Origin of the sequence: Nocardia sp. CS682 (assembly GCF_004634405.1) — a bacterium.
Lineage (GTDB): Bacteria > Actinomycetota > Actinomycetes > Mycobacteriales > Mycobacteriaceae > Nocardia > Nocardia ninae.
Window position 1 is genome coordinate 8,796,438 of the sequence record NZ_CP029710.1, and the last position, 19,933, is coordinate 8,816,370.

Here is a 19,933-nt window from a genome sequence, read left to right on the forward strand (position 1 = left end):
CGATTCCTATCGCTTTCTTGTTTTGCCTACGGGTGGACCGTGGTCGAACGCGGTTGCGGCAAGCCGAGCGATTGCGCGATGGTCGCCGACCAGGCGCGGATGTCGGCCCAATCACGCAGGTCGCCATATCGGCCGCCGCCCATCAGGCGGTATATCGTTCGCGCTTTCAGCGAGACACCGGCGCGGTCGTAATGCCCGGCGAAGGCGTGGTAGTCGTGCGGCGCGATCGAATCACGCAGTGCGGCGATCTTCTTCGGCACCGTGCGGCCGACCCACCGCCCGATCGGCCCGCGCAGTGCCGGGCCGAGGCCGACGCTGAACAACCACACGTCGGTGTTGCGAAGTTCGGCGCGGTGCGTGCGCACGTATTCGGCGGCCGCGGGCAGCAATTCCATATTATGGATCGCACTGCCGAGCACGACAGTGCCGAAGCGGGAAAGGTCGGGTGCGTGCTCGACGTCGGCCAACTCTACGACGGCGCCACGCTCGGTCAGTGTGGCAGCGATGAATTCCGCGATATCGCGGGTCGATCCCTGTTCTGTCGCGTAGACGACAGCGATGTGAGGTGTGTTCGCATTCATGTCTTCAGCGTGACCCAGGACTGCCCGCGCCGGTCAGAGCCGTGATGCCCGTTGTGGGGTGACCAACGGCCTCAGCCAGGACGCGACGGCGGCGATATACCTTGTATCCGGTATCGGCCAACAACAGCGCGGGAATCGCCGCGGCGGCAATCGACCAACCCAGCAGGGTCGGTGCGGAGCCACCGAGCAGTCCCGGCAACGGGGGCAGCCACAAAGCGAGGACAAGCAGTACGAGTTCGGCGGCTACCGCGAGCAGCAGCAGCGGATTGCCACGCCAGCCGGTCACGCCGAACCAGCGGGTTTCGCTGCGGCAGGCGAACGCGTTGGTCAACTGCCCGAGCACGACGGCAGCGAACAGCGCGCCGGAGGCCGCCGCGACCAGTCCAGGGTCGGCGGCGGCCCCGACTCGCCAACCCCCGGCGTAGAGGACAGTGAGGAACGCGACCATGCCCACCCCGGCTTCGACGGGCCCCAATACACCGAAAACGCGGCGCAGCAGTCTTGCGTCCAGCAGGTTGCCGGTGCGGGCGGGCCCGGACATCGTGCGCGGGTTGGGCGGCTCGGCACCGAGGGCGAGCGCGGGCAGCAGATCGGTACCGATATCGAGGGCGAGTACCTGTAAAACGGTGAATCCCAAGGGAATCGCGCCACCGGAGGCGCCCCACACGGCGAACGGCGCGAGTTCGGCGACATTGTCGGTGAGGTGGTAGGTCAGGAAGCGGCGGATGTTGGCGAAGGTCGCACGGCCGAGCTGGATGGCGGCCACTATGGTGCCGAAATGGTCGTCCAGTAGCACCAGATCCGCCGCCTCGCGGGCGACATCGGTGCCGGACGCGCCCATGGCGATCCCGATGTCGGCCGTGCGCAGCGCCGGGCCGTCGTTGACACCGTCGCCGGTCATGGCGACCACATGCCCGTGCCGCTGCAAGGCCACCGCGATCCGCAATTTCTCCTCCGGTGCCACCCGGGCGACGACTACGCCGTCGCGCGCCAGCAGGGCCGCCAATTCAGCGTCGTCAGCCGGCAGATCCTTGCCCTCCACTACGATTCGGTCGGTGCCGAACAAGCCGACCTCGGCGGCGATCGCGGCTGCGGTGCCCGGATGGTCGCCGGTGACCATGGCAATCTTGATGCCGGCGCGGCGACAGGCGGCGATCGCGTCGGCGACATCGGGACGCGGCGGATCCTCCAGCCCGATCAGCCCGAGTAGCCGCGCCGGTCCGGCAGCGTGCTCGGCCATGGCCACCGCGATCACGCGCAGACCACGAGCCGCCATGGCATCGACCTGCGTGGTGGCGACCGCAATGGCCTCGGCCGTCCCGGGATCGCCTTTGTCGCACAGGGCAAACACGGCCTCGGACGCACCAGTGATGTGGACGCCGTCGACATCGGTGACCGAAGCCCGGCGGGTGTGGGTGTCGAACGGTTCCCGATGCCGGGGGACCGGTGCCACCGCGGCACCCGCACGGGTGGCCAACACGTGCACAGCCACCTCCATCGGGTCGCCGACCGCCAGCCATCGGCCTTGATGTTCGCGCGCGTGGGCATCCGGTGAACAGCGCGCGGCCGAATCCGCGACAGCGCGCGCCTCGGCGACCGCCTGTTCGGTGCCGATCAGGGTGCCCGCGGGGCCGTACCCGGCGCCCTCAACAGTTGTGGTGCCCTGCGGAGTCCACACTTCGACGGCCTGCATCTCGTTGCGGGTGAGGGTGCCTGTCTTATCGGTGCAGATGAACGTGGTGGCGCCCAGTGTCTCGACCGACTCCAGCTTGCGCACCAAGGCGTTCGCACCGGCCATCCGTTGCGCGGCCCGCGCCAGTGACAACGTGACCGTGGGCAACAGACCCTCGGGTACCAGGGCGACGGTGACGCCGATCGAAAACAGCAGGGACGGCGTGGTGTCGCGGCCGAGCAGCGCGAACACGGCGAACGAGAGTCCACCGACGGCCACCGCGATCATCGCCACCATGCGGACGACGCGATGCAACTGCCTGGTCAGCGGACTCGGCGGACGGGTGGCGTGGACAGTCACCGCCGCGAGTCCGGCCAGCCTGGTCTGCCCGCCGATCGCACGCACTCGGGCCTCTGCGTGTCCGGCAACGACATAGGTGCCCGCGAGCACGCCGCACCCCGGCTCGACGGTCACCGGCTTGCTCTCACCGGTCAGCATCGATTCGTCGACATCGAGGCGCTGCGCGTCGAGTACCACGGCGTCGGCGCACACGCGGTCTCCGGCCTCGAGCACAACGAGGTCGTCGACGACCAGGTCGGTGGAGTCCACCATGACGATTCGACCGTCGCGGCGCACCCGCGCGCGCACCGGGAGCAGATCGCGCAACCGCTCGGCGGCACGATCGGCCTGATACTCCTGGGCGAACGCGAATACCCCGTTGAGCACAACCACGACCGCGATGGCTATCGCCAGCGCGGGCATGCCTGCGAGCAATGCCAATGCCGCTGCGACCCAGAGCATCACCGCGAAGAAGTGGGTCAGCTGAGCTACCAGCAGTAGGGCCGGATTCGTTCTGGGCGGGGTGGGCAGGGTGTTCGGTCCGTCGCGGTGACTGCGCTCGGCCGCCGTGGGGTGCGAGAGACCGCGACGGCCTGCCACGAGTTCAGTGGGTGACGAATCCATGTTTTCAGCCTGCCTGTGCCCCGTCGTACCGATCAGAGTCGTCGTACTCAGGGATGTGGGACCAACGACCTTTCAGAGAATCCGCTGGCGTTGCAGGGACTTGAAGGAGATGAAGCCCGCGGCGGCCGGGATCCAGAAGGTGGCGAGCCGGTAGGCGAGTACGCCTGCGACGGCAGGTGCGCTCGCCACACCGCCGACCATCAGACCGGCTACCAGCGCGGCCTCGACAACGCCGAGGCCCGCTGGAGTCGGGCTCGCCGCACCCAGTGCCGCCCCGCCGAGGAAGACGGCGGTCACCAAGGCCGCCGAGGCGTGCCCGCCGAACGCGTGGATCGAAAAGCCCAGTGCCGCAATGTAGCCGACGTTGGTGAGGACATGTCCGCCGATCAACATGGCGGCGCGTCGCGGTTGGTGCAGAATATCGGCCATCGCACTTGCGGCGGTGCGTATCGCGGCCAGCCAGTCGGGGCGGCGTAGCAGTACTGTGATCGCGACACCGAGTGCGGTCATCGCGGCGACGAAGCCGATGAGCAGACTCCATGCGGAGGGCAGTGCCGAGGCCAGCAGCAATCGGGTCTGGCCGAGCCAGATCCCGGCACCGGCGAGCTCGATCAGATGCATGACCGCACCAGAGGTAATCGTCAGCGCGACGGCCGCGACGGCAGTGGCCCGGGGCAGTCCCGACCGTTCCAGATACCGCTCGTTGACGGCGGTTCCGCCGATGCCGTACGGCATCAGCCGATTGGCGAACGAGGTCGCCAGCTGCACATTCATGGTGCGGCCGAAGGCCAGCGGGCGCGGACTGGCACCCATCAGGGCGAGCGCCGCCGCGGCGTAGGTCGCGGCCGACATCGCGAGCGTGCCCGCCAGCCATTGCCATTGCGCGTCGTCGAGCGCGGTGATGGTCTGGCCGAGCTGGCCGATCTGGGGTAGCAAAACATAGGTCGCGAATACTGTCGCCGCGATCCAGCCGAGAGTGCGCCAGCGGAACCGCAACAGGACCTCCGGTTGTGCCGGTGACGTTGCGGTGACATCGCCGACGGCGGTGCGCAATTGGTTCAGGAGCCCGCGGTGCTGCCGAGCCGCACTGCGGGTGGCCGAGGCGAGCGCCAGCGGCTGCAGCAGGGGTGCCGCGCCGGTCAGCGCATCGGCGCCGAGCACGCGTAGGGCGCTGTCGACCGCGCGTTTCGCACCGACTTTCAGACTCATCGAGGTGAGCAACTCGGCCACATCGGCGTCGAGCCGGTGATCGGAAGCACTGGATTCCCCGAAACCGAAATCGACGATCCATGGCGCGCCCTGCTCATCGATCAGGATGTTGGCCAAGCGCAGATCGCGGTGGGCGATTCGGGCCGCGCGCAGCAGTGCGAGCTGGCACCAGATGTCGCAGAGCAACTCATCGGAGATGGGCTCCGGCATCGAGCGGGCGAAATTGCGGCCGGGTACGCGGGTTTCGGCGAGCCACGCATCACCGCTCTCGGCGACACCGACCGAGACTATCGGCGGGGTACGCACGCCGGCTCGCTGTGCCAGCAGTGCGATGAACGCTTCGTGCTCGGCCTCCTGTTTCGGTGTGGTGAACGGTGTTTCATCCTCTACCTCGCGGAAGATGAGGTGGCGGAACAGCTTGAAGAGCACGTCGGCGTTGCGTTCGTGGTAGCCGATCACTTTGACGAACAGGTCGCCGGGGCCGCCGTCGGTGGTGACGAGGAACGGCCGGGAACCGCGCGCATCGAGGGCGACCGGGGTGACCAGCAGCGGACGTAGCCCTGCGGCGGCCAGCGCTCGCTGTAGTGCCGGGGCCTCGGTCCGGTGCACGGGTGCGCCCCACAGCAGGTGTAGGGCGGCGGCAACCGTCCAGCCCAGGGCCGCGCCGCCGAAAACATCCAGGACGAGATGTGCGCCGACGAAGACCCGGGACAAGGCGACGACTCCGGCAACTGCCCAGACGACCCGGCGCCATGGCCGAGGCAGCCACGGCGCGGCCGCCGCGGCCATGGCGGCCGCTACCGCTGCGTGCCCGGAGACGAAACCGAGCCCGCCCTGCTGGGTCCGCAGGTTCAACTCCTCGAGCAGGGCGTCGGGTCGTGCTCGGCCGATCAGCGACTTCACTTCTATGGCAAGGAAATACGAGATGGCTCCCGCGGCCGCGACGTCGCGGGCGAGCCGGACCTGCCGTGCCAGCAATGCGCCGGCGGCGACGGCGCCGACGGCACCGATCGTGCCCAGTTGCATGATGACGTACAGGACCGGGGTGACCCACGACGGCAAGTCGTTGATCAACCGGAACAGGTCGATTTCCAGCCGGGGGACTTCGGTGTGCCGGGCCACGAGCGCCGAAATAGTCAGTGCCACAATGCCGAGAGCCACTCGAACGGCGTCACCTACGTGGCGTTGAACGACCGGGCGGGCGGATGGTTCAGGGGTCCCGGTTGTCTGCGGGCTTGCGGTGCATGCTGCCTGGGCCGTCATCGTCTCTCGTCTTTCGTCGGCGAATCTGTACTCTCCCAACGGCGGCCGCGTCCGGGCAGGGGACTTCGGCTCGGATGCGGGGGTCCATCGTCACGCGGACCGGAGGCTGCGGGCCCGACGCCGACAGCGAGATTGAGCAGTGCTCCCAGGGTGATACCCGCAGCCGCCCCGCCCAGCACGTCGAGCGGCGTGTGCGCACCCAGGTAGATGCGTGCGACGGCGGCCAGCAGTGCGGCCGCGGCGAGCGCCAGTTGCGCGCGACGGTTCACATATGGACTCAGCAGAACCACCATCGCGAACACGATCATCGCGTGACCCGACGGAAACGCGGATCCGGCGGTGGGCACGTCCCGCAGGATCGCCTCCGGAACCATTGCTCCTGGCCGGGGCCGGTGCACGAGTTGCTTCAAAACATCCCGCTCCACCACGAGTTTCGTCGGCACCAGCAGCACCAGTCCGGCGGCAAGGCGGAATCGCCGAGTGCCGACCGCGAGTGCGGCGACCGCTATCGGCGCGCCGAGTACGCCGATCAACTGGACGATCCACAGCGGTCGGTACAGCGCATCGGGCAGTGCATTGATGTGCAGGAACAGAGTGCGATCCCCCTGATCGGTCAGCGCTGCCGCGGCGGCCACGGCGCACAGCCCGGTGCCCACCGCGCCGCCGACGACCAGCCATCCGTCGAGGGCTCGCCGCCGCACAGTCACCGTTCTCCTCGTGCTCACCGATGTCCACCCTTCTCGCCGGCCGTGCCGGTGCCACTCACCATTGCCGCAGCGCGGTCGCCGGGGGTAGGGGAATTGGTGCCCCGCGGCGGAGGCCTTCGGTCAGTTGGCGAGGTGGTCGTAGCCCCTCGGTGCGCGCGGCTCGCCCTGCCGGTGGGTCACCGACCGTAGGGCCGGGAGGTCCTCCCGAATGGGGGCTTTCGATCCTCCCGCTACCGGTGTGACGCGGACCACGATAGAAGTCATGACAGGCACGACTCGATACGAAACCGCAGGCCTCGGCGCATCAGCGGTACTGACGGCATTGCATTCGCCGATCGGCCGCGGGCTGCGGCACAACCTGAGCGAACTGCGCTACCAAGCCAGGCGCTCCGGTCGACATATCGCGCTGCCGGTGTCCTACTCCCGCACGGGCGACAACGTTGTCGTCTATGTAGCTCGCGCCGACACAAAGACGTGGTGGCGCAACTTCCGGACCCCCCGCCTCGTATCCCTGTGGATCGACGGTCGGTGGCGTATCGGTACGGGACATGTGGCACCCGTCGGATCGCTGGAACACGAAGAGGTGGCGGCGATCTATCAGGCAGATCATCCGCGCGCGGAGCTGTCGGTGACGGACCCGTTCGTGGTGATCGAATTGGCGACCGCGCACTCGCCGCTCGGGCTGCACGAGCGGCCCGGCACGACCGGGCGGCACGGATTGTGGCGGCGCTGGTTCGCGTTCGTCACGGTGGGGGAGTTGTTCGGCTTCGCGGTGCCCGCCGTCACCGGCGTGCTGGTGCGCGACGCCGCACCGGTGGCGGCGGTAGTAGCGCTGCTGATCGCGGGCGGGGTCGAGGGGAGCGTGCTCGGCCTGTTCCAGGCACGCGTGCTTCGGCCGGTCGTGCCCGGGTTTCGTTCGCGTACTTGGGTTTTCGCGACCATGCTGGGAGCCTTGGTCGCGTGGTCGGTGGGTGTGGTGCCGGTCGCGTCGTCCGAGGGGATCGGTCGATGGTCGCCCGCCGTGCTCTGGCCCGCGGTGGTGGGTGGCGGTCTGATCGTGCTGTTGTCGATCGGTGTCGCCCAGTGGTTGGTGTTGCGGCGGCTGATAGCCGGTGCAGGACAGTGGATTTGGGCTACGGCTCTCGCCTGGCTGGCAGGACTGCTCGCCTTCACCGCGTTCACCAGCCCGCTGTGGCAGGAAGGGCAATCCGCCGTGCTGATGGTGCTGATCGGGGTGTTGGGTGGATTGCTGATGGCCGCGGTGATGGCCGCCGTCACCGGCACGTTCCTCGTGCGTATTCTGCGCGCACCGATGGACTCGGTGCAGTCGAGAGTCGGCTGAGCGCCGGATATCGGTCCGTCTTCGGCCGCCCCCGAATCGTCCGCGGAGTACCCACGATCCAAAGAACGCCAGCCCCGGTATCGGGGCTGACGTTCGCGCTGGGACTCGGCTAGAGACCGGTCGGGTAGGCCTCCGGTACGGTGCCCGGGATCGAGCGGCTCACCGGGTCGAGTGGTTCCAGGGCGGTGGTCCGGTCGATGTGGATGAGGGCGTCGAATTGGTCGGCGGGCCGGGCGTGGAAGTAATGGCTCTGGCGTTCGGTGCCCGGGCGGTAGATCACGCCGATGGCGCGTTGCAGGCGTGGTCGGCGGAGGATATCGACGGCGTCGTTCGGAATGTCGAGGCGAAGGAGGAATTCCGGATTGCCGGTGTCGTGCAGGAGCTCCTCCGTGCTGGACGACAGTGCGGGACGGACGGTTTCGCGGATGACGGCCCCGCCCCACTCCTCGGCGGCGGTAACCGTGCCCGAGTGGGTGCTGAACCCGATGGATCGGCAGTGTCCGCCGTGGCGTTCGCGGACGAGCTGGCCGAGGGTGAGCTGGCCGGTCGCGCCCAGTTCGGTGGCGCGGGCATCGCCGATATGAGAGTTGTGGGCCCACACCACGATTCGAGCCTCCGGACCCGCGCCCAGGGCCGATTGCTCACCGTAGCGATACAGGTGGCTGTCCAGTGCGTCGAGAGTATCGGCCATGTGCCGGTCGCGCAGGTTCCACGAGGACACTAGATCGTCGAACATAGCGCGGTAGTAGGCCTCCGCGTCGCGCACCGACCAGGCGTTGCGCAGCGCGTCGAATTGCCGGTCCGCGTCGTAACGTGTCAGCTCTCGGCTGTCGATGGCACCGCGTTGCAGTTCGAGCAGTTGGCGGATGGCTTGTGTCTCACAGGATTTACCCGCGCCGAAGGCTGCGGCGAAACCGTAGGCCTGGCCGTCGTCCTCGCCGACGGTGTGGTCGAAACAGCCGTAGCGTGCCCTGGCTCGCCGCGCCGCGACCGGATCGATGCGTTCGAGGTAACGCACCACCTCCTGCATCGATCGGTGCAGGCTGTACAGGTCCAGCCCATAGAAGCCGGTGCGGGGTTTGCCATCGCGTAGTTGCCCGGCGTTGTGCGCCCGCAGCCAGGTGAGGAAATCGCGGACCGCGGTGTTGCGCCACATCCAGGCGGGGAACCGCTGGAATCCGCGCAAGGCCTCTTCGACCGTGGCATCGGTGCCGTGCCCGTGCAGGTAGCGATTCACCCGGAAGGCGTCGGGCCAATCGGCCTCGACGGCGATCGCGGTGAAGCCCTTCTGCTCGATCAGCCATCGGGTGATCTGCGCGCGTGCCGTGTAGAACTCGGCTGTGCCGTGCGAGCTTTCGCCGATCAGCACGATTCGGGCGTTGCCGATCAGGTCTTCGAGCACCTGCTCGGGTGGGACACCGCCGGGTGCGTCGATGGCCGCAGCCCGGATTATTGCCGCGGCATTGATCGGCGGTACCGCGGTGCCGGTGGTCGAGGTGGCCAGCAGCACCTGTACCTGCTCATCGGCCACCTGGGTGAAGTCCCAGAAGGACTCACCGACCGCGCGGAACGGTGCAGGTATTGTCGCGCACACCATTTCGTCGACGGCGGCACCGAGCTCGGCGCAGGTTGATTGCGGTGCGGCGGGGACGGCGACCACGATCCGTCTCGGGTCGCCCGCCCGAACGGCCTCGATGGCCGCGAACATGCTTGCGCCGGTAGCCAATCCGTCGTCTACCACGATCACGGTCCGCCCGGTCACCTCGAGTGGGCCACGATGGCCGCGATAAGCGGCCTCGCGGCGATGCAGCTCGACAGCCTCGGCGCGGGCGATGGTGCGCACCTGGTCCGCGGACAGGTCGAGGGCGCGTACCACGTCGTCGTTGAGCACGATGCGGCCGCCGGTAGCCAATGCCCCGATGGCGTACTCGGGATGCCCCGGCGCGCCGAGCTTGCGTACGACCAGTGCGTCCAGCGGTGCGCCGAGCGCTGCCGCGACCTCCCAGGCGACCGGGATACCACCGCGGGGCAAGCCGAGCACCAGCACATCCGGCTCGCCGCGATAGTGCTCGAGCAGCCCGGCCAGGACTCGCCCGGCTTCGTGCCGGTCGCGGAAGACCCGAGGGGGCGTCAGCGGCTTGCCTTGCGTTGTGCTCATCACGCATCTCCTGATTGCATTGTCGCAGAACAGGCTTGGCCTGCGAAGGGACCGCCGTTGCAGGTGGGCGGAGCTGTCGCAGGCCAGTACGTACTGCTGTGCGGCCTTCAGGCAGCCGGTCCATGTGCCGCTACTCAGCATTCGGCACTTGTGGCGCCACCCCAAGAGCCGAAAGGCGGTGCCCAGCGGGCCGATGGTCACGCACTCCACGGGTCACCGGTCGCGCCACTGTCCAACGGGGTAGCCGGCATCCGGTAGGGCCGTTTTCAGGAGTTGAGTCCAATGATCATGGGACTTTCGGCCCTGTCTGCGGCAAGGGCGTGCTTGGTGGCATGGGGGGCGACATCCGGGCATGCAGAAAGCGAGGTCGTCGCCGTGAAAATGATAGAGCCGTGGCCGTCGGACACCGATCCGACGATGCTCGTCGTCACCCGAGGAGAGGTGATGGACAGGGAGGTCACGCGGCTGGAACGGGCGATCACTCGGGTGTTACGTCGGCATCATGTCGCGTGCGCGGCGCAGGTCCGGGTGTCCGCGCCGCCATGCGGCGATGGTCAGGTGTTGGTACAGGCCAACATTCGGTTCCGTGGTGCGCAGGCCAGAGTGCAGGTCGCGGGCCCGCGAGGATTCGTGGCCACCTTCACGGCCGAACGGCTCGACCGACAGTTGGCCCGACTAACGGGCACGGGGGAGCCGCGATACTGGCCTGATCCGGCACGGCCGCCGTTAGCAGCGGTAACCGAGGAACGACCGATCGTTCGTCGCAAAGCGTGCGCGTTGGCGGTCGGCGACCCGGCTGCGGCGACCCGGGCTATGGACGCGATGGATTACGACGCACACCTGTTCATAGATGCGCAGACCGGTCACGATGCTGTGATCTTCTGGGCGGGCCCACTCGGAGTGCGTCTCGCGCGTCAACATCTGGCGCCGCCGCAATCGGAACCGGCACAAACGGTGCCGCTCACGGTCGATCCCCGGCCGGCTCCCTTGCTGACCGATCGCGAGGCCGCGGCTAGGTTGTGCCGATACGGTCTGCCGTTCGTGTTCTTCACCGAACCACGCAGCGGGCGTGGGCGTCTACTGTACCGGCGGCACGACGGTGATCTTGCGATTGTGCTGCCCGACGAGGCGACATTCGGCGGCGTGTCGGCATGATCGATCCCAGCACTCGGGGTGATGAACAGCGCGACGTAGTAGCACTGGACCGCGCCGAAGCGTTGCGCCTGCTGGCGAGCACTCCGCTCGGACGAGTTGTGTTCACCCGCAACGCGCTACCCGCGATCCGCCCGGTCAATCATCTGGTCGATGACGGATTCATCGTGGTCCGCACTCGGCTCGGCGCTCAGTTCACCGGCGCCGTGCGTGGCAATTCCCCGGTCGTGGTGACCTACGCGGCCGACGACATCGACCCGGTCCGGCGGACTGGCTGGTCGGTCTCGGTGACCGGATTGGCGCGCACCGTCACCACCCCCGAGCTCGTTGCCCGCTATGAGCAACTGCTGCATCCCTGGGTCGACGGAGTGATGGACAGCGTCATATCGATCGAACCGGAGATGGTCACCGGCATCAGGCTCGTCGAGAAGCGAAAGCCGCGCCGGGACGGGTGATTCCGGTGTAGCAGGGTTGATGATCGCCGGCGCGCCAGCTCCTACCCCCGTTGCTCGGTGAAGACGTCGGTGAGCGGTCGACGCGGCGTCGGCGGCGTTTCGTTCTGCTCGGGTGCGGTGCCGACGCGAAGCACTACCTGCGGCAGACCGACGCGGGGTACCAGGCCGGTGAGCAGTTTGCGCCCGGCCGGCAGTTCGGTGATATGGGTGAGGGCACAGGTGCTCAGCCCGGCGGCAGTGCACTCGAGCAGCACTGCCGACAGTGCCTCGCCCGTATGCAGCCATTGGTGGGCGGTGTCGGCGGCCGAGCTGAGTACCACGAGGCGAGACCGGTCTTCGACGTCGGCTCGGCGCATCGAATGCGGCACCGAGGGGAAGGTGCGCCCGACACCGACGCGGGCGAACTCGGCGGCGGAGGTCATCGCGGACGGCGGCACCCCTTCCGGCATTTCGGTATGGCCGGCCCACCAATGTATTTCGGTCTGATAGTGCATGTCGTAGCGCCGAATCGAGGCCGTCTGTGCGGAGGCAGCGGCGAGCCTCGCCCGCGCGCTCTCGTCGAGCACGTCGAGCTCGATGTCATGCGGCGAAACCAGCATGCGGAGGAAGTGCGCGACCGCATCCCAGCCGACCGGTTCCAGCATCGGCAGCCGATCGGTGTAGCGATGCTCGATGGCGTCGGTGCGCGTGCGGACTCCGGCGGGCGGGTCGGGCCATAGCCGGAATTCGATGGCCGCCAAGTGCTGTGGGTTGTGCGCATCGGGAAGACGCACTGTGTCGGTGTGCCAGTTGTGGGCTGCGAAGGCGGTGCGGGCACGATGCAACGCGGCACCGCAGCTGATCGTCAGCTGGCGGCCGAGGGGATCCGCGGACAGCAGCTGACGGTCTGTGTCGCTGTAGAGGTGTAGGCGGGTGCCGTCGAACACCCAGCGCCACGGCTGGGTGTTGTGCACCGACGGCGCGCGGCAAGCGAGTCGCAACGCCGCCAGCATCGTCGGGTGATCCGGCACCTCGGGTGTGGGAAGCTCTGTGGCGTTCATATCACCGAGTGTGATCCGTGTGGCGTCGGCACCGATATGGCCTTTTCGCAGCTCCTGCGGGGACCTCCGGCCCTGGTGCCTGCACGTCCAACACGGTTTCCTGAAACCATGACTTACCCGGCCACCCTCGATTTCAGCAGAATCTTCGGCCCGGCCCAGACTTGCCCGAGTTGCGGGTCGGACGATATCGGTACCGCACATGGGCAGCAGGCCAGCTCCGTTCGTTGTCACAGCTGCGGCGCCGAATGGCATCTCAGCCGCATCCTCGGTGTCCGGGAGCGGATTCCACCCCCGCGGGTACTGGTAGATGCGGTGGCTGCCAACGAGGCAGCACCCTGAAGTTCGTCGGAACCTAGACGAGATGGATGCCCGCGATGACCGAACTGAGCCCGCTGGACTCGGGATTCATCGAATTGGAAGACAGCGATCGACACGTGAGTGTCGGGATCGGCGCCATCGCGGTGGTGGCCGGGTCACCGCCGCCACGTGCGCAGTTCGCCGCCGAACTGACGCGGCGGCTCACCGTGGACGACCGGCTTCGGCAGAAAGTACGCAGGACGCCTTGGGATCTCGCTGCACCGGCCTGGGTCGACGACCCCGATTTCGATCTGGCACATCATCTTCGATGGATGGCATTGCCTGAACCCGCGGACGAGTCCATGCTGTACGAACTGGTGGCCGAGGTGATGGAGGAACGTCTCGACCGCGATCATCCGCTGTGGCAATGCGTCGTGGTCGAGCGACTCGTGCACGATCGCTGGGCGATGATCGTGAAGGCGCACCACAGCATGGTCGACGGTGTCTCCGGGATTACGCTGTTCGAGCGGCTCTGTGACCCGGCCGTCGAGGCGGCGGTGCCGCAACCTGCCGTCTGGAAGCCAGTCCGAGACGAGGGAACTTCTGGTGTGCGCAGCCTTGTTATGAAGGGCCTGCGGCTCCCCATCGACGGTCCACGGTTGGCGGTGGATACGCTGCGCGCGGTGGTGCCCATGGCATTGTCGGCGGTGTTGCCCGCGCCAGGGTCCTCACTCAACGGCCCGATCGGCAGGCAACGACGCTACGCGGTGGCGCGTGCATCGCTGCCTGCCGTTCGGGAAATCGGCGCGGTGTTCGGGGCGACGGTCAACGACGTCGTACTCGCGGCAGTCGCCGCCGCCTTTCGTGCCTTGCTGCTCGCGCGCGGCGAGGAGCCGACAGCGGACAAAGTCCGAATCCTGGCGCCGGTATCGGTACGACCTGCGGATGCGAAATACGTTCTGGACAATCGGGTTTCGGCGACATTGCCGTTACTGCCGATCGAATCGGCGGATCTGGTCCAACAATTGGGCATCGTGCACTCCAGGATGTCCGCACACAAGGCGAGCGGCGAGGCTTCGGCCGCGAATTCGATGCTGTCGCTGGCTCGTTTACTACCGTTCGCGTCGATCGCGTGGACTGTCCGGCTGGTGTCGCGCTTCCCGCAGCACGGAATATCCGGCCTGGCAACGAATGTGCCCGGCCCGCGGCGTCGGCTGTACCTACACGGCCACGAGGTACTGGAAATCCTGGCCTATGCTCCGATCGCGATGCGGGTACGCACGGGGATCGCCATCCTCAGCTACAGCGACCAGTTGACGTTGGGCATCACCGGGGATTTCGACAGTACGCCCGATCTGCACCTGGTCGCAGGGTGGATCCAGGACGCCATCGATGAGCTGCTTGCGCGCGCCAGAGACGCCGCGTGCCTTTCTTGATCGCTCCCACCGCGAATAGTGAACGGCGCCCATTAAAATTTTGGCGGACTCCCTGGGGCCACCAGCGGTTCGCCACGTATCAGTGGAGCGGACACCGCGCAACTCCACGCACACCCTCCCTGTTCGAGTTGTCCGGAATGGGCAGCGTGCAACCCCAGATGTTCTGCAACGATCGGAGATCGACATGCTCTCGGCTGCCGCGATGCGGGGCCGCGCGGAGAATATCGTCGAGGTTGGTGTCGTATAAGCCGCTCAAACGCTTCTTCTCGGCCACCGAGGGGCCGACGTAATCAGCGAACAAATAGAAGTCGGCACCGGAATCTTCGCCGCCCGCCTGTTCCTCAGTGACGGCACCGTCAAAACCCACCTCTACCGCGTCATGAGCAATCTCGGCCTCACCAGCCGAGCCCAAGCCGTCGTCGTCGCCTACGAGACCGGGCTCATCACCTCGGCAAGACGTAGGCCAATTGCTGGGTGCTCCATAGCTGTTGTCGCACAAGCATTTCGACGACGACGCTCGTCGCAGATCGAGATCCAGAAAGCCATTGGCGGCTCCGGGCTACCCACGAGCTGCCCTGAGCCGATCCTGGCCAGCAGTGTCAGTCTTCGCTCGCGGCGCCCATGCATGTATGGCAAATCCGTGCGGGGGAGGAGCACTGAGTCACTCAGACCCGCGCGGTCAGGAAATCGACGCGTCGTATCGCAGCATGCGCCGCGCCCGGCGCAGCATGAGAACTCCCATTACCGCCAGCCACATGGTCGACGCGGCGTTGAACCCCAGCGCGGCGACGAACCCGGCGCTCGGATGCCAAGCCAGATAGGTGGCGACGCCACCGATCACGCTGCCGCTGCCGGTCACGGTGACCACCCACCCGAGCCACCGCGGATAGCCGCGGCCGACCGCCACCGCCAGTCCGATGAGCAGGAAGGGCAATCCGAAGGTCCACGTCGCCGACGCCGTGACTGTGCCGTACAGCATGGCGAACAAGGTTTCGGCCACTGGTAATTGTTCCGCGTCCCCTGGTCCTGCGGCCGCCCACTGGTCGGCGATCCGTTTGAACGCGTAACCGTCGATGGTGTAGTCGACGACGAAAACGGCCGCCCCGATCCCCATGGCCGCCACCGCCGTTCGGCCCAGTGCGAACGCGGCTATCCCCTCCAGCGAATAGGCTAAACCCATCAGCGCCACGACCCACAACAGCACGCACACTATCCCGGCGAAATGAGTGAGATACCAATGCGGATGATCGGCGACGAACCGCAGCGCGGCCGCCACATCGTCATCGGGCAGATCCCCGTGCGCGGTACCCACGAGAACGAAACCGATACTGCCGACCAGGGCGCACACCCCGGACAACTTCAAGAAGAACCGTTGTGCCGCAACCTCTTCGGTCGACCCTGCATCCACCATGCTTGCCAGCGTCTCGCCACCCGAGCCGAGCCGACATGGTGGTACCACGACCCTATGGGCGACCCCGAACTCCGGCCATACAGTGGTGACCTGCACTCGCAGAACATAACTCGCCGAATCCGAGGCCCGTCAGTGCGACCAGCACAGTCGGCCAGCTCGCGTCGAACATGCATGCGGCCAGTTCGTCCTCACTGAGGGTGAGCCGGTCGGGGCAGTCCGAGCCGACGCCTGATCCGGATGAATGGTGAACTGGCGCAACCGTTGTCGAGATGTGGCGATGACCGGTAGGTGGACTCATTGCATGTGTGCCGGTTCGGGCTGGCTGTTCCTGACCGAATGCGAACAACGCCGCAGTGGTGTGCATCGGTATCACTATGACGGCGGTGCCGTCTTCCTCCTGATGCACCGTTTGGGTTGGGCTCACCGCGGCCTTCCCCGCAGCCACCGCCATCGGCCTCCCGCACTCTACGGCTCAGGCTGCCACTGTCGGTCACGGATCGCGATGAACCACTCCGCCGCGACCTGAGCTGCTCTGACCCCACTTCGGATCAGGCGCCGTCCGCGGCGAGCAGTCCGGCCAGGCCGAGGAAGCACACTGCGGTGCCGAGATCGATTCGGCGCGAGGTCCTGGCCGAGAAGCCGGTCGCACCGATCAGACCACCCACGACGACATAGCCGAGGCCCACCACGAATTCGATACCCGCGTACGCGGCGCCGAGCAGCGCGATCTGGGTGCCGAACCCGCCGGCCGACGCCGCGGCGAACTGGGGTAGCAGCGCGGCGAAAAGCAGCAGCGCCTTCGGATTGCTGATCCCTACCGCGAATTCGTTCCCGACGATCCGCCACCGAACGGTGCTCGCAGACTGTGTCGGCGCCTCGATGGCCGCTGGTCGCCAGGCCCGCCGTAAAGCCTGGATGCCGATCCAGGCGAGGTAGGCCACACCCGCCCACTTGATCACGGTGAGCGCGGTCACCGAGGCCGCGAGCGCCGCGCCGAGGCCGGCCACCACCAGCGCGACCAGCACGACAAAGGCGGCGAGTCGTCCGCCTACACCCGCCAAGGCATAGGGAATGCCGTGGCGCACAGCGTTGTTCAGGCCCAGGATCTGGCTGGCGCCGGGGATGAGTGAGACGAGTAGCGCGGTCGGGAGGAATCCGACCCAGTTGATCGCATGCATAGTTGTGCTCCGTTCCGAGGCTGTGCGGGGCCGGAGGAACGTACGGGATCGGACATCATCTCGGTATCTCCGTGTCCGGCGCCGTCGTACTCCGCACGCTGGGTAGGAGCCGATGATCACGGTGAAAGCTGCTCACTTGCCAGCCCATTCGGATGTCGGGCAGTGCTCGAATCCGCGGTGGTGGAGTTCGACTCGGGCGTCAGGCTGCGGCACCCTCCAGGGCCGCGGCCAACTCGGCTCGGCCGGTGATGCCCAGGCGCGGGAAGATCCGGTACAGATGCGAGCCGACAGTACGGTGCGAAAGATAGAGCTTCTCGGCGATCTGGCGGTTGGTGAGTCCTTCGGCGGCCAGCGTGGCGATCTGGAGTTCCTGCGCGGTGAGGTGGTCGCGAGCGTTCGCGGCGCGGCGGGCGCTGGTCTCGCCCGCGGCGCGCAACTCGAGGCGTGCGGACTCGGCCCAGGGGGCGGCGCCGAGGGCATCGAAGCTGTCGCGGGCCGCGCGCAGGGGTTCGCGGGCCTCGGCCATCCGGCGCTGGCGGCGCAGGCGGCGGCCGTGGTGCAACTGCAGCCGGGCCCGGTAGAGCGGCCAGCTGCCGACATGGCCGGCCAGCGCGGCGGCGTAGCCAGCCTCCGCGTCGTCGTCGGCGGCGAGGACCGCACGGCTGTATTCGTCGACGACCAGCAGCATGGGCGCCGGTAGCCGGGTCGCCAGCGCGGGCAGCTCGGCCAGCAAATGCCTTGCCTGCTCGACCTTTCCGGCCGCGACGGCGGCATCGGCGAGTTCGGCCGCGATCCACCAGCGCCGCATCGGATGACTGACCGGGTCGGCCGGGTCGTAGACGCGCCGCAATGTCGCGAAGGCGTCTTCGGCGCGGCCCGCCAGCAACTGGATCATGCCGCGGGTTTGCTGAGCGGTGACTTGAATGCAGCGCATGCCGACCGCCATCGGGCTGGCGTGGATCTCGCGCAAGTGATCCTCGGCGAGTTCGGTTTCCCCGCGCAGGGCGGCGATCATGGCCAGGTTGGTGCGTCCGGCGACCGCGTAGAACTCCTCGCCGGTCTCCGCGGCGAAGGCCCGGGATTCCTCGGTTTCGGTGCGCACCGTGTCCCACTCGCCGAGCCAGATGCGGCTCCAGTTGCCCGCCCCCAGAATGCCCGCGAGCAGGCCGAGCCGCCCCTGATTGCGGCCGACGCCCGCGGCGGCGTCGATGTAGGCCGAGCCGCGCCGGAGATCACCGAGGAAGAGCGCGGCGTAGCCGAGGTAGCGCATGGTGTCGGCGTCGGAGCGGTCCGGGGCCAGTCGGGCGAGCTGGTCGAGCACCGCGGGACCGCGATCCCAGGGCACCGTGTACGCCTCGATGGCGAGGCGGCGTGGATCGTGCGCGGACAGGTCGAGGGTGTCGAGTTGCTCGGCGATCGCGGTCCGGGCCGGCGCGGAGGCATCCTGGAAGAAGCAGCGAGAGGCGGCCCGCCACAACAGCTCAGCCGCGAGATCGGTATTGCCCGCCGCGTGGGCGTTCCCCGCGAGGTCGACCAGTTCGAGCATCCGATGCTCCGGGTCGTACTGGCTGAAGGCGATGACCTCCTGCACCGTGGCGAGCCGGGCGCGATCGATGGGTCCCAGTGCGGTCGGGTTGGCGCGGTCCACGAGATCCTGCGCTTCCCGCCGGGCTCCGATTTCGCTGGCCAATTCCGCCGCGCTGAGCAACAGCGTGGTGGTGCGGTCCGGGCGTTCGGCGAGTTCGGCGGCGCGGTGCAGCGCGTGCACTGCCGTCATGATCGCGCCGCGGCGACGGGACCGTTCGGCGAACTCCGCCAGCTCCGCGGCGAGGGTGTCGTCGGTGCCGAGGGTCGCGGCGGCGCGATGCCAGAGCTGCTTGTCCGGGAAATCCGCCAGTGCCGCGGCCAGACAGGAGTGTGCGCCGAGGCGCTGGGTCAGCGGTGCGCGCGCGTAGATGGCCGTGCGCATCATCGGATGCCGGAATCGCATTCCCGCGCCGGACAATTCGACCAGGCCGATGTCGAGTGCGTCCTGCAGATGATCGGCGGTCACCGGGGTGCCTGCGAGTTCGGTGGCCGCGGCCAGTAGCCGACGCAGCTCGCAACCGACATCGGCGGCGAGCACGACGAGCAGCGTGCGCGCGGCGGGGCAGAGTTCGGCGGATCGGGCCGCGAACGCGACCTCCAGCCGAGCGGTGAGCGGGAACTCCTCGGCCACCCGATCGGCTCCGCTGTGCCGCAGTGCGCGGGGAAGTTCGGTCAGTGCCAAGGGATTTCCGGACGCTTGCGCGAGCAGCCGCTGGCGCGCGGTGGTCGTCAACGCCGGAGCTCGGGTCTGCAGCAGTTCGGCGGCGGCGTCCTCGGCGAGCGGTTCGACCACCAGCTCCGGCAGTCCGGCGCGATCCGCCGGATCGCCCTGGTCGGCGCGGGTGGCGGCCAGCACGAAGACCGCGTCCTTGCCGATGCGGCGCGCCAGGAAGCTCAGCGCGTCGGCGCTGGCCGAGTCGAGCCAGTGCAGATCGTCGATGATCAGCACGATCGGCTGCTGCGCCGCCGCCTCGCCGATCAGTTGCAAGGCTGCCAGCGCCACACTGAACAGATCCGGGCCGCCCTCCTCCTGCCCGAACGCCGCGCGCAGCGTGCGCTGTTGCGCCAGCGGCAGTTTCACGGCTTCGGGCAGCAGCGGATGCAGCAGCTGGTGCAATGCGGCGAAACACAAACCTGCTTCGTTCTCCACGCCGACCGCCGACAGAACCGTCAGATCCCGTTCCAGCGCCGCGTCCCGGACCGCCGCCAGCAGCGCCGACTTGCCGATACCGGCCGCGCCGCGCAACACCAGCGCCGAGCCGTTTCCCGCCGCCGCCCGGTCGAGCAGGTCCGCCAGCGCCGCCAGGTACTGCTCGCGTCCGATCAGCCCGCGACCACCCGCAGGCGTGGTCGCCAGCACATCTCTGGTGAAGAACGCCGGTGCCGCAATCTCGCTTCCCATCCCCGAAGACTGGCAGAACCGGCGCGGTTCGACAACGTGACTCAGTCGTCGACTCAGTCACCGATGCAGTCGCTCGACGG

Annotated in this window: 13 protein-coding genes and 1 pseudogene; 5 read left to right on the forward strand and 9 right to left on the reverse strand. The window is 67.8% G+C overall.

The features are described from left to right. Window positions 1-26: 26 nt before the first annotated feature. The 4 genes from DMB37_RS39805 to DMB37_RS39820 all read right to left on the reverse strand — a co-directional run bounded on the left by DMB37_RS39805 (window position 27) and on the right by DMB37_RS39820 (window position 6,395). Entirely contained in the window at window positions 27-581 is a 555-nt protein-coding gene (locus DMB37_RS39805; RefSeq protein WP_135237147.1) for a flavodoxin domain-containing protein, read from the reverse strand. Between the two features lie 4 nt (window positions 582-585). Continuing rightward, window positions 586-3,216 (reverse strand): cation-transporting P-type ATPase, encoded by a 2,631-nt coding sequence (locus DMB37_RS39810; protein WP_135237148.1) that lies wholly within the window; start codon window positions 3,214-3,216, stop codon window positions 586-588. Window positions 3,217-3,288: 72 nt separating this feature from the next. Continuing rightward, entirely contained in the window at window positions 3,289-5,586 is a 2,298-nt protein-coding gene (locus DMB37_RS39815) for a lysylphosphatidylglycerol synthase domain-containing protein (RefSeq protein WP_240772149.1), read from the reverse strand. 98 nt (window positions 5,587-5,684) lie between these two features. Then, complete coding sequence (locus DMB37_RS39820) at window positions 5,685-6,395, reverse strand: phosphatase PAP2 family protein (RefSeq protein WP_135237150.1); 711 nt, start codon at window positions 6,393-6,395, stop codon at window positions 5,685-5,687. A gap of 262 nt (window positions 6,396-6,657) precedes the next feature. Here DMB37_RS39820 and DMB37_RS41640 point away from each other — a divergent pair, with 262 nt between their 5' ends. Continuing rightward, window positions 6,658-7,737, forward strand: a complete 1,080-nt coding sequence (locus tag DMB37_RS41640; protein ID WP_240772150.1) for a hypothetical protein — start codon at window positions 6,658-6,660, stop codon at window positions 7,735-7,737. A 109-nt stretch (window positions 7,738-7,846) separates the two neighbouring features. On the opposite strand, the gene DMB37_RS39830 is transcribed toward DMB37_RS41640, so the two are convergent. Then, on the reverse strand, window positions 7,847-9,895 hold the full coding sequence (locus DMB37_RS39830) for an erythromycin esterase family protein (protein ID WP_135237151.1): 2,049 nt from the start codon (window positions 9,893-9,895) through the stop codon (window positions 7,847-7,849). A 282-nt stretch (window positions 9,896-10,177) separates the two neighbouring features. Between DMB37_RS39830 and DMB37_RS39835 the strand changes: the two genes are divergently transcribed. Further along, window positions 10,178-11,050 (forward strand): sigma 54 modulation/S30EA ribosomal C-terminal domain-containing protein, encoded by an 873-nt coding sequence (locus tag DMB37_RS39835; RefSeq protein WP_240772151.1) that lies wholly within the window; start codon window positions 10,178-10,180, stop codon window positions 11,048-11,050. Then, the gene (locus tag DMB37_RS39840; RefSeq protein ID WP_135237152.1) at window positions 11,047-11,502 is read left to right on the forward strand and encodes a pyridoxamine 5'-phosphate oxidase family protein; all 456 of its coding nucleotides are present in this window, start codon (window positions 11,047-11,049) and stop codon (window positions 11,500-11,502) included. The genes DMB37_RS39835 and DMB37_RS39840 overlap by 4 nt, the downstream gene beginning before the upstream one ends. Window positions 11,503-11,543: 41 nt before the next feature. On the opposite strand, the gene DMB37_RS39845 is transcribed toward DMB37_RS39840, so the two are convergent. After that, window positions 11,544-12,542: a hypothetical protein gene (locus DMB37_RS39845; RefSeq protein WP_206055136.1), complete on the reverse strand. Its 999-nt coding sequence runs from the start codon at window positions 12,540-12,542 to the stop codon at window positions 11,544-11,546. A 374-nt stretch (window positions 12,543-12,916) separates the two neighbouring features. Between DMB37_RS39845 and DMB37_RS39850 the strand changes: the two genes are divergently transcribed. Then, the gene (locus DMB37_RS39850) at window positions 12,917-14,275 is read left to right on the forward strand and encodes a wax ester/triacylglycerol synthase family O-acyltransferase (protein WP_135237153.1); all 1,359 of its coding nucleotides are present in this window, start codon (window positions 12,917-12,919) and stop codon (window positions 14,273-14,275) included. A 325-nt stretch (window positions 14,276-14,600) separates the two neighbouring features. Then, a pseudogene (locus DMB37_RS41645) lies at window positions 14,601-14,723 on the forward strand (response regulator transcription factor); the annotation flags it as partial. Window positions 14,724-14,954: 231 nt separating this feature from the next. Here DMB37_RS41645 and DMB37_RS41650 read toward each other — a convergent pair. The 3 genes from DMB37_RS41650 to DMB37_RS41840 form a co-directional block, all read right to left on the reverse strand. Continuing rightward, window positions 14,955-15,686, reverse strand: a complete 732-nt coding sequence (locus tag DMB37_RS41650) for a hypothetical protein (RefSeq protein WP_135237154.1) — start codon at window positions 15,684-15,686, stop codon at window positions 14,955-14,957. A 548-nt stretch (window positions 15,687-16,234) separates the two neighbouring features. Then, window positions 16,235-16,864, reverse strand: a complete 630-nt coding sequence (locus DMB37_RS39865) for a LysE family translocator (protein ID WP_135237155.1) — start codon at window positions 16,862-16,864, stop codon at window positions 16,235-16,237. Between the two features lie 199 nt (window positions 16,865-17,063). Further along, a complete protein-coding gene (locus DMB37_RS41840; protein WP_135237156.1) occupies window positions 17,064-19,853 on the reverse strand; it encodes an AAA family ATPase in 2,790 nt (929 codons plus the stop codon). Window positions 19,854-19,933: the final 80 nt, after the last annotated feature.